Annotated in this window: 14 protein-coding genes; 2 read left to right on the top strand and 12 right to left on the bottom strand. The window is 63.1% G+C overall.

Going from position 1 to position 16,072, the window contains the following annotated elements; genetic code table 11:
• Positions 1-78: 78 nt before the first annotated feature.
• The 12 genes from AC1RT4_RS06240 to AC1RT4_RS06185 form a co-directional block, all read right to left on the bottom strand.
• Complete coding sequence (locus AC1RT4_RS06240) at positions 79-2,583, bottom strand: spermidine synthase (RefSeq protein ID WP_493084344.1); 2,505 nt, start codon at positions 2,581-2,583, stop codon at positions 79-81.
• Between the two features lie 192 nt (positions 2,584-2,775).
• On the bottom strand, positions 2,776-4,350 hold the full coding sequence (locus tag AC1RT4_RS06235) for an arylsulfatase (protein WP_273898604.1): 1,575 nt from the start codon (positions 4,348-4,350) through the stop codon (positions 2,776-2,778).
• Between the two features lie 52 nt (positions 4,351-4,402).
• Positions 4,403-5,425 carry an HAD family hydrolase gene (locus AC1RT4_RS06230; protein WP_493084341.1) on the bottom strand — a complete coding sequence of 341 codons (1,023 nt, stop codon included), beginning with the start codon at positions 5,423-5,425 and terminating at the stop codon, positions 4,403-4,405.
• Positions 5,422-6,726, bottom strand: a complete 1,305-nt coding sequence (locus AC1RT4_RS06225; protein WP_493084339.1) for a BatD family protein — start codon at positions 6,724-6,726, stop codon at positions 5,422-5,424. The genes AC1RT4_RS06230 and AC1RT4_RS06225 overlap by 4 nt, the downstream gene beginning before the upstream one ends.
• Positions 6,723-8,303 (bottom strand): VWA domain-containing protein, encoded by a 1,581-nt coding sequence (locus AC1RT4_RS06220; RefSeq protein WP_493084337.1) that lies wholly within the window; start codon positions 8,301-8,303, stop codon positions 6,723-6,725. Before AC1RT4_RS06220 ends, AC1RT4_RS06225 begins: the two co-directional genes overlap by 4 nt.
• A 1-nt stretch (position 8,304) precedes the next feature.
• Entirely contained in the window at positions 8,305-9,297 is a 993-nt protein-coding gene (locus AC1RT4_RS06215) for a vWA domain-containing protein (RefSeq protein ID WP_493084335.1), read from the bottom strand.
• Positions 9,284-9,772, bottom strand: coding sequence for a DUF4381 domain-containing protein (locus AC1RT4_RS06210; protein ID WP_493084333.1), 489 nt, complete (start codon positions 9,770-9,772; stop codon positions 9,284-9,286). The genes AC1RT4_RS06215 and AC1RT4_RS06210 overlap by 14 nt, the downstream gene beginning before the upstream one ends.
• Positions 9,769-10,707: a DUF58 domain-containing protein gene (locus AC1RT4_RS06205; protein WP_493084331.1), complete on the bottom strand. Its 939-nt coding sequence runs from the start codon at positions 10,705-10,707 to the stop codon at positions 9,769-9,771. Before AC1RT4_RS06205 ends, AC1RT4_RS06210 begins: the two co-directional genes overlap by 4 nt.
• Before the next feature lie 8 nt (positions 10,708-10,715).
• The gene (locus tag AC1RT4_RS06200; protein WP_493084329.1) at positions 10,716-11,696 is read right to left on the bottom strand and encodes an AAA family ATPase; all 981 of its coding nucleotides are present in this window, start codon (positions 11,694-11,696) and stop codon (positions 10,716-10,718) included.
• Between the two features lie 62 nt (positions 11,697-11,758).
• Complete coding sequence (locus AC1RT4_RS06195) at positions 11,759-12,709, bottom strand: SphA family protein (protein WP_007955060.1); 951 nt, start codon at positions 12,707-12,709, stop codon at positions 11,759-11,761.
• A gap of 12 nt (positions 12,710-12,721) precedes the next feature.
• Positions 12,722-14,098, bottom strand: a complete 1,377-nt coding sequence (locus AC1RT4_RS06190) for a DUF1254 domain-containing protein (protein ID WP_493084469.1) — start codon at positions 14,096-14,098, stop codon at positions 12,722-12,724.
• 315 nt (positions 14,099-14,413) lie between these two features.
• Positions 14,414-14,839, bottom strand: coding sequence for a YciI family protein (locus tag AC1RT4_RS06185; protein ID WP_085604104.1), 426 nt, complete (start codon positions 14,837-14,839; stop codon positions 14,414-14,416).
• Positions 14,840-14,971: 132 nt separating this feature from the next.
• On the opposite strand from AC1RT4_RS06185, the gene AC1RT4_RS06180 reads away from it, so the two are divergent.
• Both AC1RT4_RS06180 and tpx read left to right on the top strand, forming a co-directional pair.
• Positions 14,972-15,415 (top strand): SRPBCC family protein, encoded by a 444-nt coding sequence (locus tag AC1RT4_RS06180; RefSeq protein WP_493084326.1) that lies wholly within the window; start codon positions 14,972-14,974, stop codon positions 15,413-15,415.
• A 132-nt stretch (positions 15,416-15,547) separates the two neighbouring features.
• Complete coding sequence (gene tpx, locus AC1RT4_RS06175; protein ID WP_007955056.1) at positions 15,548-16,048, top strand: thiol peroxidase; 501 nt, start codon at positions 15,548-15,550, stop codon at positions 16,046-16,048.
• The last annotated feature ends 24 nt before the right edge of the window (positions 16,049-16,072 follow it).

The following is a 16,072-nucleotide window of genomic DNA, read 5'->3' as shown; positions in this document are numbered from 1 at the left end:
ACCGCGACGCGATCCAGTGGTGGCATTGTGATGTTGCGCACCCTACCTGTTTCGCGTCGAAAAGTCCTCGTGTCTCGCTCAGTCGCCGACGAACCAGCGGAAATACGGATTGCCGCCATCCCCGCGCATCACCTCGCGGATGTCCCGTCCCCAGGCATCGCGGTCGCCGTCGTAGGCATGCAGGCTGGCGCGGTAGAACTGCATCAGGCGCTGGCGGTGGGCTTGCATGCGCTCGTCGAACCCGGCGTCTGCGTTCACCAGCGGCGGCGCGACGTACAGATCCAGCAGGGCCGGCAGTACGCGGGTGATTTCCTTGGTGCGAACCCACGGCGCGTACTCGATGCGCGGCTGGTCGTCGGTCACTGGCGGTGCGTCGGCGGCAAAACGTTCCAGCCCGGCGCGGTCGGTGACCCAGGTCGACAGCAGCGCTGCCGCCGAGCCGATGCCGACGTCCTGCAAGGCGCCGCGTACGCTGTCCTGTTGCAGGCGCTGGGTGATTTTCCCGGCGTCCAGCTCGATGGGCGTCAGTGAACCCACCAGCAGCATTTCGTGGAACTCGCTGGTCCACAGCGTCGCGTACGGGAACACGTCGAGGAAGCTGCGCACCAGCGAGCGCGAGTCGTCGATGTTCTGGGTCGGCAGCGGCAGCCATTGCGCGACCAGACCTTGTTTTTCCAGGCGGCTGGCGGCCAGTTGGTAGAAGTCTCGGGAATACAGATTCACCACGCCGGCGGCGGAGGGCGGCGGTGGTTCGAGGGTGATCAGGTCGTAGGTCTGCGGACTGCGCAGCAGTTCCTGACGACCGTCGCGCAGACGCACATCGACGCCGGGGTCACTGGCGGCGTTGAAGTTGCCCTTGAACAGCGGCGCCGCCTTGACCACCGCTGGCAGCAGTTCGGCGACCACGCGGTGTTCCAGCCCCGGATAACGCAGCAGCGCGCCGGCGGTGATGCCGGTGCCGAAACCGATCACCAGTGCCGAGCGCGGTTCGCCGTTGTGGATCAACAGCGGCAGCAATGCCTGAATGCGCATGTAGCGCAGCGACGGCATGGCATCGCCGGTGTTCGACACGCCTTGAATGTACAAACGCTGAAAGGCATTGCGGCCTGTTCCCTGGCTGACCACCGCCACCGTGCCGCCGCGTCCTTCCTCGTAGAACGCCAGCGTTCCGTTGCGCGCGCCGGGCAGCAGGCTGGCGAGTTTGTTGACCGGGGTCAGCACCGCCAGTGCAACCGACAACAGACCGAGCGCAACCACGGCCTGACGCCGGCCTTTCTTCACGCCATGGCCCTTGCGCACGGCGAACCAGCCGATGCCGGCGGCGATGATCGCCAGCAGGCCCAGCGTGCGCACCAGCCCCAGCAGCGGAATCAGCACGAAGCCGCAGAGCATCACCCCGACAATCCCGCCCAGGGTGTTGAACGCCACCACCGCGCCGACATCGCGACCGATGCGCTCCTGCCCGACACTCAAGCGCAGGGCCAACGGAAATGCCGCGCCCAGCAGCAGGGTCGGGACAAACACGATGGCCAGCGCCGCCACGGCGAAACGCGCGCTCATGCCGGCCAGTTCACTGGCGCCCTGGGTCAGCAGCCAGATTTCCGCCTGGCTCTGGGCGATCACCAGCCAGCGGCCGAGCACGGCGATTTCCAGCAGGGCAATCAGTCCCGCGCCGGCGATCAGCAGGCCGAACACGCCCCACGGATCACGAATCCGTTCAACTCGCCGGGCGAGCAGGGCGCTGCCCAGAAACAGTCCGGCCAGATACGTCGCCAGCACCACGGCGAACGCGTAGGTGCGGGTACTCATGAATTGCACGATCGACTGCGACCACACCACTTCGTAGCCGAGCGCCACGCCGCCGGCGATGGAATACAGCCACAGTGCGGTGCGATCCGGTGCCTTTTCGATGTGATGTTTGACCGACGCCTCGACCGGCATTGGACGCAGGCGCTGCCAGCCCAGCGCTCCGGCGGCGGCCAGCAGGTTGAGCATCGCGGCGGCCAGCGCACTGCCGCGCACGCCGAGGGTGGCGATCAGCAGGAATGCCGCGAGCAACGTGCCGGCGATCGCGCCCAGAGTGTTCGCGGCGTACAACTGACCGCCGGCCTTGCCCGGACTGGCCGCCAGCGAGCGCACCAGCACCGGCAACGTGCCGCCCATCAACACCGCCGGAGCGCCCACCAGAAGGAACGGCAACAGCCAGGCGAACAGTCCGACATGATTCTGCAGCCAGGCAAACGGACTGGCCGCCACGCTCATGGCAAAGGTCGCACCAACGCCCAGCACCGCCACCAGCACCTCCAGCCAGGCATACAGCAACACCGGCTGCTTCAGTCGATCCGCCCAGCGCCCGAACCACCAGCCACCGAGTGCGAGCCCGGCGAAGAAGGCGCTGATCCCGGTGGTGATCGCATAGACCTCGACCCCGACCACCAGCGACAGCTGCTTGATCCACAGCACCTGGTAAACCAGCGCCGCAGCACCGGAGATGCACAAGAGCAGGGCGGGGATCAGCAACGCCGCGGTGGCGGTGTGCGGGACGGGGTGGGCCGGGGATTTGCTGGCGACACGTGAGGACATGCAGATGGCCTTGTTCCGGTTCAAGAATGGCTGCGACTGTACGGGCCTCATCGCGAGCAAGCTCGCTCCTACAGGGATCCATGGCGTTATACAAATCCCTGTGGGAGCGAGCTTGCTCGCGATGGGCGCGACTCGGTCACAAGCCGAAAACAGTGCCGCTCGCCAACGCAGGCGAGCGGCGGTCACGCAGGTTTACTTGGCCGCTTTCATTTTCTCGGCAATTTTCTTGTCCACTTCCTCGCGGACCTGGTCGATGCTGAAGCTCGCCGGACGTTGGCTCGGCGGGTAATCGACGAAGGTTTGCAGGAACTTGGCGGAACGGCTTATACCCTGGAAGATCAGGTAGTCGTTTTTCGCCAGCCAGTCGAAGTATTGGTCGGAGACCACGTCGGCGCGTTCGTACGGGTCCATGCGCAGATTGAAAATCTTCGGTACGCGCAGGCATGTGAACGGTTCGCTCCAGACCTTGAAGCCGCCCGGTGCACGCTGTTCGCAGAAGACGAACTTCCAGTCGTTGTAACGCATGCTCACCAGTTCACCGTCATCGTTGAAGTAGTAGAACTCGTTACGCGCGCTCTTGTCGGTCTTGCCGGTCAGGTAGTCCAGCTGGTTGAAACCGTCCAGATGCACCTTGAAGTTCTTGCCGCCGACGTCCGCGCCCTTGAGCAGGCGATCCTTGATGTCGAGATCGCCCACCGCCGCGAGCAAGGTCGGGAACCAGTCCAGACCGGAGAACATCTGCGTCGACACTTCACCGGCCTTGACCTTGCCCGGCCAACGAATCATTGCCGGCACCCGATAGGCGCCTTCCCAGTTGGAGTTTTTCTCGTTGCGGAACGGCGTGGTGGCCGCATCCGGCCAGGACCACTGGTTCGGGCCGTTGTCGGTGGTGTAGACCACGATCGTGTTGTCGGTGATTTTCAGGTCATCGAGGGTCTTGAGCAGTTTGCCCACGTCACCGTCGTGTTCGAGCATGCCGTCTGCATACTCGTTGCCGGGCATGCCGCTCTGGCCCTGCATGGACTCACGCACATGCGTGAAAGCGTGCATGCGGGTGGTGTTCATCCAGACGAAGAACGGTTTGTCGGCCTTGGCCTGTTTCTCGATGAACGCCTGCGCAGCGGCGGTGGTTTCATCGTCGATGGTTTCCATGCGCTTTTTGTTCAAGGCGCCGGTGTCTTCGATCTTGCCGTCGGCAAAACTGTGGATCACGCCACGGGGAGAGGCAGCCTTGACGAACTCGGCATCATCCTTGGGCCAGTAAGGGCGTTCCGGTTCCTCTTCGGCGTTCAGGTGATAAAGATTGCCGAAGAATTCGTCGAAGCCATGGTTGGTGGGCAGGTATTCGTCTTTGTCGCCGAGGTGGTTCTTGCCGAACTGGCCGGTTGCATAACCGTGGGCCTTCAGCGCCTGGGCGATGGTGACGTCACGGGCCTGCAAGCCGACGGGTACGCCCGGCATCCCGACCTTGGACAGGCCGGTGCGCAACGCTGTCTGGCCGGTAATGAAGGTGGATCGTCCGGCGGTGCAACTGTTCTCCGCATAGTAGTCGGTGAACATCATGCCTTCCTTGGCGATCCGGTCGATGTTCGGCGTCTTGTAGCCGACCACGCCCATCGAGTAGGCACTGATGTTGGTCTGGCCGATATCGTCGCCGAAGATCACCAGAATGTTGGGCTTGTCGGCCGCTGAGGCAGTTGCCGACAGGGCCATGACTGAAGTCGCCACCAGGGCGAGCCTGGGTATCCACTTGCGTATGCGAGTCATATGACTTGCTCCTTTAGCGCGGGGGTGGGGTGCACGACAAACGTATTTCCTGTTACTTCACTTGCTCGGGTACGGGCGGATCGAACGGATAGATCCGGCGCCAGTCGCTCGCCATGTCCACCACGGTCCAGCCTCGGGAATTCGCTTCGTCGAGGGCCTTGTCCAGGCGCCCGATATCGGATTGGCGGTCATAGGCCCATTCGCGTTTGGCGTCGGTGTGATGCACCAGGCCCATGAAGCGTTTGCCGGGACCGGCGGCGGTCCACTGAAGCATTTGCAGGTCGCCGTCGGAGTTGCCGAAGGCGAGGATCGGCCGACGCCCGATCACCGAATCGATGCTCACCGGTTTGCCCGGGCCGTCGTCGTTGTGCGCGAGTTTTGCGGTGCGCACGATGGAGGCCTTGCCGTCCTTGTATTCGAACGCGGTCACGAAGGTGGTGCCGATCACCTGTTCCGGCGGGATGCCGTAGACCTTTTCGGCGAAGGCGCGCATGAAGCCGGTGTCGCCGCCGGAAACGATGTAGGTCTTGAAGTCCTGGCTGCGCAGGTAGTCGAGCATTTCCAGCATCGGCTGGAAAATCATCTCGGTGTACGGTTTGCCGGTTTTCGGATGACGGGCCTGGGTCAGCCAGGTCTTGGCGTAGTCATCGAACGCGTCGGTGGTCATGCCGGTGTGGGTGGCGGCGACGATTTTCAGGAGACCGTCCATGCCGGCGGCGGCCAGCGCCTTGTGGTCGTTTTCGATCACCGCTTTGAACGGCTGCGTGGTCTTCCATTCCGGGTGCTGCGCGGCGGTGCGCTTGACCTCGTCGAAGGCGAACAGCAGCTCGAAATACGCCGGTTGCTCGCTCCACAACGTGCCGTCGTTGTCGAACACGGCGATGCGTTCGGCGGGTTTGACGAAGTCCTTGCCGGACTGATCGGTGACCGCCTCGACGAACTCGATGATGTGCTTTTTCGCCGGGCTGTCGTTCCACGACGGCAGCGGTTCGCTGGCCTGTGCCAGCAGCGGCAATGCGAGGCCGAACAACAGGGCCAGACCGAAACGTTGGCGGTGCAGCATCGGGTTCGTCATGGGAAATCCTTCTCGTGAACGGGGTTGAGCGGGCGCAGGGCCGGGGCCGGGCGGGCCTGCTGCTGTTCGGCCTGACTGTGAAGCGTAGACAACGATTGACGCAATTGACCCAGTGCCTGCCCAGCGGCCGGATCGCGCCCGTAAAGGCTGCGCAACAGTCCTTGCAGACGCGGCCCGGCGTGGGTCAGTTTCAGGCCCAGACCACAGCGCCGCAGCCACAGGTACAGGGCCGTCAATTGCGGCGGTTGACCGGCCAGTTGCCCGGCGACCTGCTGCCACGCGAAGTCGGCCGATTGCTGGCGGGCCTGTTGCCGCACGAGCTGGCGCTGCTGCCATTGACGGCGCGCACGGCTGAGCGCGGGCCTGCCCAGATAACCAAGTACGCCCAATGCGACCAGCACGGCGAGCCAGATGAATCCCTGGGTGGACAGGTGCAGGCGATGGTTCTGGCCGAGCTGGCGCAGGTCCTCGGTGATCGAGAACACCGGTTTGTACGCGCTGTTGGCGCTGGCCGCGAAGCTGACTGCGGGGACTTGTGCGGTGCGGATCTGTTGCGTGCGCGAATCCCACCATTTCACGTCGATGGCCGGCAGGCTGTAGGCCCCGGCGGTGTCGACGCGATAGCTCACGCTGTCGATGCGCTGACCGCCGAGAATATCGCCGCGCCCGTCATCGAGGCTGCTGACCTGTGGTGTCTTCACATAGCGGCTCAGACCTTTGACGTCGCTCAGCGCAGGCACCGGCAGGGCCATGGCCAGTGCGCCGTCGGCTTGCAGGGTCAACTGGCGGGTGAGGTTGTCGCCGACCTTCAGCGGCGTGGCCGATTGGGTGACGGTTTGGCTGAAGCGCAGCCCGGTGGCCACCAGCGGTGTTTCCCCGGAATTGAAACCGGGTGGCAGGGCGGCGCTGAATTGCAGCGGCTGGCTGCGGGCGCTGATCTCAGTGGTTGCCTGGCCGGGTGTGGCGCTTACAGTCAGCGCCGGAATGTCGAAGGTCCGGGCGGCGTTGGGCGTGATCAGGTAGCTGTAGCGCAGACCGCTGAAGGCCTGGCCGTCGATGGTCTGGTTCAGGTGCTGGGCCTGACCGTCCGGTGGCATCACCAGCGCACCGTCGAGTTTCAGGTCGGGCAGGGTGGCGGCGCTGGTGAACCAGGTGTCGGTGAGGACATCGAGTTGCAGCTCCACCAGACCGCCGACCTTGATGCCGTCGGCGGGTTGCAGCTGGGCCTGTACGCGCAGTTGCGGTTCGGCTGCGATCGCCTGGGCGCTCATCAGGCACAGAATCAACAGCATCCGGTTCATGGCCGGGCCCCCGCCTGATCCTGCAGGCTGAATTTCTGCCGGAGGAATTTCGCCGGTGAGGTGGTGAGGTTCTGCAGCCACAGCGCATCCGACGTCGCCTGTTCTGTGGTCACGGCTTTGCTCTGGCCCTTGCCCGGTGTCTTGTCGAACTTGACCTCGTCCGGTTTGGTTTCGGGAGCGTTCTGTTCGGCGCTTTCGGTGTCTTTTTGCAGCGCGATGGCCAGTGCCAGGTTGGCCGTGGCTTCGGGGAATTGAGGTTGCAGCTTCAATGCCTGCTGATAGGCCGCGATGGCCTGATCGAACTTGAAGCGGCGCACATAGATGTTGCCCAGATAGAAATACGCCTGTGGCGTGTCGAGCCGGGCGAAGGTCGCCAGCGCCAGATCGAAGTCGGCAGCGTGATAGGCCGCGACGCCTTTCCAGTACGGATCGACAAACAGCGCCGCCGCTTGCGGGAAGTGCTCATGCTCGAAGGCCCAGCGCCCTTGCTGATCGCGGGTGAAGAAGGCGTCGGTCAGCGCGTTGGCCTGCGCCGGCGCCGATGGCCAGCCGAGGCCCACGGCCAGAGCCAGCGCCGGCATCCAGTTCACGCTCCAGCCCCTGCGCACGCTGAACAAGGCCAACAGCAACAACGGCCAGCACAGCCAGTATCCGGCGTCTTTCCAGTGCAATTCCTGCTGTTCGGCGCTGGCGCTCTGAAAGTGCTGTTGCGCGTGCAGTTCGACCCAATCCAGATCGTCGTTGGTCAGGGTCAGACTGCCCAGCGGCGCATCGAGTGCCGAGGCCAGTTGCTTGATCGCCGCCGGGTCGAAGCTGCCCAGTACCGGACGACCGTTGCTGTCGGTGCGCGGCTGGCCGCTCGCATCCTGAATCAGCCCGCCGTCCTGATTGCCCACCGCGAGCACCAGCACTTGCAACCCGGTGCCCTGCAACTGTTTGCCCAGTCCATCGAGCTGCGCGGTGTCGGCGCCGTCAGTGATCAACAGCAGGCTGCCCGGGGTTTTCTCGGCCTCGAGCAGGCGCTTGGCCTGATCGATTACGGCGCCGACGTTCTTGCCCGGTTTGTCGATCAGCCCGGTGCCCAGGGCCTGAATGAAACTGTCGAGCAACGCCGGGTCATCGGTCGCCGGCAGCACCAGATGCGCGCTGCCGGCGTAGGCGATCAACGCGGTGCGCGCACCGGCGCGGCGCTGGATCAGGTCGTGCAGGGTGTGTTTGGCGGCTTCCAGCCGCGTGGGCGGAACATCATTGGCGTCCATCGACGGTGACAGGTCGACGGCTACGATCAGTGGTGCACGATTCTCCAGAAAGTCCGGCCGATCCTGTTCCCAGGTCGGCCCGGCGGCCGCCACGGCGCCCAGCACCAGCAACGCACACAGCAAATGCACCGGGCGCAGGCGCTGATGATCCTGCGGGGTGACCAGCAGGTGCGGCAGCAGATGCTCGGCGATGTTGCCGCGCAGGCGCCGCTGCAAATCGCGGCTGCGACGCCAGATCAATGGCAGCAGCACCGCGAACAGTCCAAGCAGCAGCCACAGTGGCCGCAAGAAGTGGAAGTCGCCGAGATTGATCTCCATCTCAGGCCTCCTGCCGCTGACGTGCAACCGCCAACCTTGGGCGCAGCAGCGCGCCGAGGTGATACAGGGTCAGCAACACCAGCGCCGCGCCCAGCGGCCAGTAAAACAATTCGCGCTGGGGTTGATGGCTGAGGGTTTTCACTTGATGCGGCGTGAGCCGGTCGAGGGTGCTGTAGACCTGATCCAGCGCGGTGCGGTCTTCGGCGCGGAAGAACTGGCCGCCGGTGGCCTGGGCGATCTGTTGCAGGCTTTGCAGATTGACCTTGGCTTCACCGGAAGCAGTGGGGTCGCCGATGCCGATGGTATGAATCACCACGCCTTTGGCGGCGGCCATGTCGGCGGCATGGTCGGGGGTGATGGCGCTGCTGGTGTCGTTGCCGTCGGTGAGCAGGATCAGGACTTTTTCCTGTTCATGGGCCTTGTCCAGCAGCTTCAGGCTCAGACCGATCGCATCGCCGATCGCGGTGTTGGGGCCGGCCATGCCGATGCCGGTGTCTTCCAGCAACAGGGACAGGCTGGCGTGATCGAGGGTCAGTGGCGCCTGCGGATAAGCACCGCTGCCGAACACGATCAGGCCGAGGCGGTCGTCCTTGCGTTTGTCGATGAAGCCTTGCACGACCTCTTTGACGGCGGCCAGTCGATTGATTTTCTGACCGGCGGCGTTAGTGAAATCCTCGGTCTCCATCGACTGCGAGAGGTCGATGGCGAGCATCAGGTCGCGCACCGGTTGCTGGCGTTCGATGGGTTTTTCGACGAGCACCGGGCGGGCAGCGGCGACCAGCAACAGGGTCCACACCAGCACATTCAGCCACAGCTGCCAGTGATTGCTGCGGGTGCCGGCACTGGCCGGTGTTTCGCCGACGGCGCGGCTCATGGCGCCGAAGAACGGCACCCGCACGGCGCTGCGCGCTTCCTGGTAGGCGGGCAGGTAACGGAAGGCCAGCCAGGGCAGCGGCAGCAGGAGCAACAGCCACGGGTAATCAAGCTGCCACATGATGACGCTCCACCCAATGTTGGCAGGTGTCGAACAGTGCCAAGCGCTGCGGCGCGGGCAGGGCGCGTAATGCGTCGTCCGGGGCGTAGGCGAGTTGCGCCAGTTGCTGGCTGAAATCGGCGGGCAACGGTTTTTTGCTGTGTTGTTGCAGGAAGCGCTGCCAGTCCTCCTCGCTCAGTGCCGCGACCGATGTTGAAGCCGGCATCGAAAGCGCCACACGCTTGAGCAATTCCGGCAACTCGCGCAATGCATTCAAGTCATCGCTGCGCTCGCGCAATTGCGCCAACCGCACCAGCGCTTCACGCCGATATTGATCCCGTCGCCATTGCCGATAACGCCGCACACCGATCAGCACCGCCGCCAGCACCAACAGCGCCAGCAACACCCACCAGCCCCAGGTCTGCGGTGCATAGCTCACCGGCGTCGGCAGGCCCAGCTCCTTGAGCTGTCCGATGTCCGGAACGTTCGGATTCATCTTCTCGCACCCGTGGATTTACCGAGCTCGGCGCGTAATTGCTGATGCGCTTCTTCGGCGGTGCTGAACATCATCAGCGGCACCTGACTGCGGCGCAGCAAGGTGGCGACGTCCTTGAGCCGACCACCGAGGAAATCCCCCAATGGCTGGTGCACGCTGCGTTGCTCGACCGCCAGCTCTACCTGCAACTGGCCCTGGGTCACCAACAGCCGGCCGTCGCTCGGCAATTTCAGCGCCATAGGGTCGTAGACTTGCAGGGCGATCACGTCGTTGTGCGCCGCCAGTTGCCGCATCAACTGCAAGGTGCGCTCGCCGGCCCCGGCGAAATCACTGACGATGCAGATCAGATGGTCGTGCCCGGCCACTCCCAGACAACGCTGCAGGGCCTTGTCCAGTTGATCCTCGTCTTCGGCGTCCGGGTTGCCGGCGTTCAGCGCCTGATTCTGTTGGGCGATGCGACTCAGCAGCGCTTCGACCCGTTTGCGGCTGCGCAATGGCGCGATGCTGTCGATGCGTTGATCGTTGAACACCAGCCCGCCGACCCGGTCGCCGGCATGGAACACCATCCACGCCGCCAAAGCCCCGAGTTCGGCAGCAACGGCGGACTTGAAGCTGCGCTGCGAGCCGAAGAACATCGACATGCGCTGGTCGACCACGATCAGCGCCGGGCGGTCGCGCTCTTCGGTGAAGGTGCGCACCACCGGTTTGCCGGTGCGCAGCGAGGCGCGCCAGTCGAGGTGGCGCAGGTCGTCACCCGGCTGATAACGGCGCAATTCATCGAAGTTCAAACCCCGGCCGCGCAGGCGCGAGGCATGGTTGCCGGCGAGGATGCTGCCCTGGGGCTGGCGGGCGAGAAAACTCAGGTCACGGGCCTTGAACTCCAGCGCCATCAATTGCGCGAGAGAGACATAGACCAGCCCGTCGGCGGTTTCCATAACAGACCTCAGGCCGGAATGGCGACTTTGTCGAGGATCCGGTCGAGCACCTGATCGGCACTGACGCCATCGGCCACCGCGTCGTAGCTCAGTTGCAGGCGATGACGCAGCACCGGGTGCACCACGGCGCGCACGTTGTCCGGCGAAACGAAATCCTGGCCCTGCAACCACGCATCGGCGCGGGCGCAGCGATCCAGGCCAATGCCGCCGCGCGGGCTGGCGCCGATGGCGATCCAGCGGGCGAGGTCTTCGTCGTAGTCGGCCGGATGGCGGGTGGCATTGATCAGGTCGATCAGGTAGCGGTCGATGGCGGGGGACACGTGCACCGCGCTGACCTCCTTGCGCGCGGCGAAGATCACGTCCTGCGCCAGCTCGAAGCCCTTGGTCGGCGCGGTGCTGGCGCCCTGGGCGAACTCCTCGGCGCGCAACAGTCGCAGCACCTGGCTTTCGTTGTCGGCGTTGGGGTAATCCAGCAGGACTTTCATCAGGAACCGGTCCATCTGCGCTTCGGGCAGCGGGTAGGTGCCTTCCTGCTCGATCGGGTTTTGCGTGGCGACCACAATGAACAGCTCCGGCAGCGCATGGCTGTTGCCGGCCACGGTGATCTGCCGTTCTTCCATGGCTTCGAGTAACGCGGCCTGCACCTTGGCCGGCGCACGGTTGATCTCGTCGGCGAGGATCAGGTTGCCGAACAGCGGGCCGGGCTGGAAGCGGATCTCGTTCTTGCCCTCGACCTGATGCAGTACCTCGGCACCGGTGATGTCCGAGGGCAGCAGGTCGGGGGTGAACTGGATGCGGCTCATCTTCGCGTCCAGGTGTTTGGCCAGCGCCTTGACCGTGCGGGTCTTGGCCAGCCCCGGCAGGCTTTCCAGCAGCAGGTGCCCGTTGGCCAGCAGGCCAAGCAGGATCTGCCGGATCACCTGATCCTGGCCGAGCACCGCTTCGGCGATGCTGGCTTGCAGGGCGTTGAGGTCGGTCAGTGCAGTCATGTAGGTTCCCTTCTCGACACGTGAGGATCGAATGGCCGGCTATAAAGGAGGCCGGCCGCGGTCTAGAAAAACGCCAGAGTCAGGTTGACGGCGACGCCGTTGCCTTCAGGCCGGTTCTTGGTGTCGAACTCCGGCACCCAGCGCGCGCTGACGCTGGCCTGGGCATCGGCGAACTTGCCGCTCCAGCCGACGGTCGGGCCGGCGCCCACCGAGCGCCCGCGAAAGCCGTTCAGGGTGTCGGCGGTGTCGCCCTTGTCGTCGCTGATCTGCTGGACGTAACCGGCGACCAGCCCGGCGTTCCAGCCGTTGCCGAAACCGTGGGTCCACAAGGCTTCGAGGGTGAAGATGTCGCCGGTGCGGTAATCGGTAGCCTTGTTCTCGGTGTAGAACTGCAGGTTGCCGGAGAGGGTGAATTCGCCGCCCTTGCCGTCCAGATGAGAGAACGCCACGGTGGGCATGAATGTGTAGTTGTTCTGCCCGGCGTTGGCCAGACGATCATCGTTATAGGCGCCGGTCGGCACGTAGATTGGCAGCGAAAACGCGATGTGGTTGAGCTCGTCGAAGTGGTAGCCAGCAGCAATCGGCGTGATCAGCGCATCGGCAAACTGGGTGCCGGAGTCGCTGGTGCCCAAAGTGCGACCGCGCGGGCCGGTGACAGCGGCATCGATGTCGGTGTACTGGACGGGCACACCAATGGCCGAGGCGTAATTCCATTGGCCCTTGCCGGTGTCCCAGACGTGGGTGAGGTTGGCCATGGTGTAGGAGACTTTCATCTTGATCCCGGCGCTGACCTCACCGGAAATCGGCGCGCCGCCACTGCCCTTGATCTCGCCGTCGTACCAGATACTGGTCACGGACATCACCCAGCCCGGCGCCGGCGGAATCACACCGGCATTGGAGAAAACCTGCTGGCCGGTGATCGGCCGGCCGACGCCACCTTCAGCCGCGTACACCAACGGACTGCCGATCATGCACAGCGCCAGCAACGGGCGGACAACGCAAGGCTTGACCATGAAACACTCCGTTTATTGTTTTGAGTCGGATGGCGTCAGCAGCGGCATTTTCCACTCGCCGCTGGCCACTTCCGGTTTGGGCAGATATAGGCGCAAAACACCGTAGAACGGCCCGTTCGGTGCCGGCAGCCAGTTGGCCTGTTTGTCCTTGCCCGGATTCTTGTGCTGGACGTAGAGGGTCAGGCCGCCGTCGGCGTCGAGCTTCAGGTCCGGCAGCATTCGCGAGTTGATCAGGTAGCGGTTGAGCGGGTTGGCCACCAGCAATTTGCTCTGGCCGTCGTACATCGTCAGCGACCAGAACGCGTCGGCCGGGGGCAGGGTGCCCTTGGCGAAATGCAGGGTGTAGTCGTGTTTCGAGGCATCCGCCGGCTGGCCGTCCTTGTCGACGAAATAGCCGATGTAATCCGCTTCTTCGGCAGAGTTGCCGAAGATCCCCATGTTGGCCCCGGCGTAGCGGTACAGGTAATTGCCCTTGAGGTGATCGCGGGTGCCGAAGAAGTCGCCGCTGCTGACTTCATGAGTCTCGACCTTGTCTTTCTTGAAGGCAGCGAACTCGGCTTTCGCGTCAGCAATGCCGTCCTCCAGCGCCTTACGGTGTTCGGGGCTGAGTGTCTTCGGGTCAAACGGCTTTCCGGCACCGATGCCGATTTTGGCAAAGCGGCCGAGCAGGTCTTTCTCGACATCCTGCGGCGGGGTGAAGGCCAGCATGAAATTCAGGTAGCGAAACAGGTCCGGGGTTTCGCTCATGGTCGGCGTCGGTTTCGGCCAGTTGACCTTCGGTGCCGGCGGCGGGGCTTTCTGCTTCACGTAGTGGCTCAGGGTCTCGACCTTGTAGCCTTTCTGGATCTGTTTGACCTTGGCCAGGTCCTTGTCGTCGAAGAGCTGCGTGCGGTAAAGCGCATAGGTGATGTTGCTTTCGCTGCGCAGCAAGCGGTCGATGTTGAGCGGTTGCTGACCCTGCCAGTCCGGCCCGGCGATCATGAAGTGGCCGCCGTTGTTGCCGGTGCTGCGGGTGCCGAGGTAAGCGAAGTTCTGCGTGTAGGCGTCGATCAGTTGCACCGAGTAATACCGGTGCTCTTCGATAGGCGGCAGGGTGAGAATCAGCGGTTCGGCACGCAAGTCCATCCAGACAAATGAATAGGGCGTGTCGGCGTTCGGCGTGACGAACGCGGTGTCTTTCGCGGTGAAGGCCTTGGCGGTGTTGCCGATCTTGTTCAGCGGCGCCTTGTAGTTCGGACTCTTGGTGTCGATGGCCTGGGTGTAGAGGGTCTTGTACATCTCCACCACCGGAAAGCCATACAGATAGGCTTCCTTGGCAATGGCCCGGGCTTCTTCGGGGCTGGCGGTGAAATCCTGAGCACCGACGCCGCAACTGACGAACATGCTCATCACGCCGTAGCCGGCGGCTTTGATCAGCGTTTTCGAACGGCCGCTGAAGACTGACGTCAGCACGCTTGCCGACCACAAGACGTTGATCCTGTTGTGCTTGGACATGATTCCCCGGTTCCCTGGTGGCTCAGTGGACGACACGGCACTCTCTAGGCCGTTACGACGTAATCCCTTTCTTATCAAGCCTGTAGGACATGTCTGTTGACGCTAGCAGTTAATCGGGGGTTAGCCAGTCTAAGGGGTTAATTCTTTGGTTTTGTGCGCAGGATCAAGTTGCTTTGTGCACGAAAGTGATCCTGCGCAAATTTTCGGTATTCAGTGTTTCTTGGCTTGTTCGCGGATGCGTTCTTCCTGCTCGCGCAGTTCCGGGGTGAACTCGGCGCCGAAATCTTCCGGGCTGAACACCTGGCGAATCTCGATTTCCGACTCAGTGCCCGGCATGGGGTTCGGGCAGCGCTTGACCCACTCGATGGCTTCTTCTTTCGACTTCACGTCCCAGATCCAGTAGCCGGCGATCAGCTCCTTGGTTTCTGCGAACGGGCCGTCAATCACGCTGCGGTTTTCACCACTGAAGCGCACACGGGCGCCTTTGCTGCTGGGGTGCAGGCCATCGGCTGAAACCAGAATGCCGGCCTTGGCCAGTTGTTCGTTGTAATTGCCCATGTCGGTCAGCAGTTGCTCACTGGGCATCACGCCGGCTTCGGAGTCGTGGCTGGCTTTGACAATGATCATGAAGCGCATGGTGTTTCTCCGCAGATAGGTGAGGGATTCATGGCTTAGTCGAACGGCCGGGGTCTGAATCGACAGGTCGTTAAAGAAAAGATGCAGACTCGCGTTTTAACAAGCATCACCTTCATTCGGAATGTGTCCGTCATGCCCACCCTGGAACTCACCACGCTGATCCCCGGCCGCACCCCGAGCGAGGTGCTCGACTTCTGCCTGGAAGGGGTCAATTTCCCGAAGATCTTCCCTGAACGCATCACGCCGCTGGGGGATATCGATCTGAGCAACCTGCGAATCGAAGCCGGGCGGCAGTTCCGCTTCCGGCACTGGATGTTCAATCTGATTCCGTCGAACTGGACGGTGACGATCCGTGAAGTCAGCGACACGCATTTTGTCGATGAAATGCTCAAGGGACCGTTGCGGGCCTTTCGGCATGAACACCGGGTGGCGGCGGGCGAGGGCGGTACGCTGTACACCGACCACGTGACGTACTCGGCGATTGGCGGGGCGTTCAGCGAAGGCTTGCTGGTGAACGGTTACATGCGGCGGATCTTCGAGGCCCGGCATCGCAACATGCTGCAATTGCTGGGTTGACGCTCAAGGTTGTATCCAATCTTGCGGGGTGGCACATGACAATTTCGGTTCAGGCATAGGTCGTCGGACAATTTCGTGGTTAACTTCCGCCTCTTGCATGCTTTCCCAACAACGTTAAGAAGGACTCCGTTCATGGCTCAAGTCACTCTCAAAGGCAACCCGGTTCAAGTCAACGGCCAACTGCCACAAGCCGGTTCCAAGGCGCCAGCCTTTTCCCTGGTAGCCGGCAATCTGTCCGACGTCACCCTGAAAGACTTCGCCGGCAAGCGCAAAGTGCTGAACATCTTCCCAAGCGTCGACACTCCGACCTGCGCCACTTCGGTACGCAAGTTCAACGCTCAGGCCAACGACATCAGCAACACTGTTGTGCTGTGCATCTCGGCTGACCTGCCGTTCGCCCAGGCTCGTTTCTGCGGTGCCGAAGGTCTGGAAAACGTACAAAACCTGTCGACCCTGCGTGGCGCCGAGTTCATCGAGAACTACGGTGTGGCCATCGCTGACGGCCCGCTGAAAGGCCTGACCGCCCGTGCGGTGGTTGTACTGGACGAAAACGACAACGTCCTGCACAGCGAACTGGTCAAGGAAATTGCGGAAGAGCCTAACTACGAAGCGGCGCTGTCCGTTCTCAAGTAAGCGCTTTTACAATTGTTAACGGCC

It is taken from the genome of Pseudomonas sp. GW821-FHT11D10, assembly GCF_058808435.1.
This window is presented reverse-complemented; position numbering and strand designations above follow the sequence as displayed.

Bases quoted from the DNA above. Each gene is read 5' to 3' on its own strand.
- AC1RT4_RS06180 (WP_493084326.1), top strand. From the start codon at position 14,972: ATGCCCACCCTGGAACTCACCACGCTGATCCCCGGCCGCACCCCGAGC.
- AC1RT4_RS06225 (WP_493084339.1), bottom strand. From the start codon at position 6,726: ATGAACCGGATGCTGTTGATTCTGTGCCTGATGAGCGCCCAGGCGATC.
- AC1RT4_RS06210 (WP_493084333.1), bottom strand. From the start codon at position 9,772: ATGAATCCGAACGTTCCGGACATCGGACAGCTCAAGGAGCTGGGCCTG.
- AC1RT4_RS06185 (WP_085604104.1), bottom strand. From the start codon at position 14,839: ATGCGCTTCATGATCATTGTCAAAGCCAGCCACGACTCCGAAGCCGGC.
- AC1RT4_RS06190 (WP_493084469.1), bottom strand. From the start codon at position 14,098: ATGAGCATGTTCGTCAGTTGCGGCGTCGGTGCTCAGGATTTCACCGCC.
- AC1RT4_RS06240 (WP_493084344.1), bottom strand. From the start codon at position 2,583: ATGTCCTCACGTGTCGCCAGCAAATCCCCGGCCCACCCCGTCCCGCAC.
- AC1RT4_RS06215 (WP_493084335.1), bottom strand. From the start codon at position 9,297: ATGTGGCAGCTTGATTACCCGTGGCTGTTGCTCCTGCTGCCGCTGCCC.
- AC1RT4_RS06195 (WP_007955060.1), bottom strand. From the start codon at position 12,709: ATGGTCAAGCCTTGCGTTGTCCGCCCGTTGCTGGCGCTGTGCATGATC.
- AC1RT4_RS06205 (WP_493084331.1), bottom strand. From the start codon at position 10,707: ATGGAAACCGCCGACGGGCTGGTCTATGTCTCTCTCGCGCAATTGATG.
- AC1RT4_RS06200 (WP_493084329.1), bottom strand. From the start codon at position 11,696: ATGACTGCACTGACCGACCTCAACGCCCTGCAAGCCAGCATCGCCGAA.
- tpx (WP_007955056.1), top strand. From the start codon at position 15,548: ATGGCTCAAGTCACTCTCAAAGGCAACCCGGTTCAAGTCAACGGCCAA.
- AC1RT4_RS06220 (WP_493084337.1), bottom strand. From the start codon at position 8,303: ATGGAGATCAATCTCGGCGACTTCCACTTCTTGCGGCCACTGTGGCTG.
- AC1RT4_RS06235 (WP_273898604.1), bottom strand. From the start codon at position 4,350: ATGACTCGCATACGCAAGTGGATACCCAGGCTCGCCCTGGTGGCGACT.
- AC1RT4_RS06230 (WP_493084341.1), bottom strand. From the start codon at position 5,425: ATGACGAACCCGATGCTGCACCGCCAACGTTTCGGTCTGGCCCTGTTG.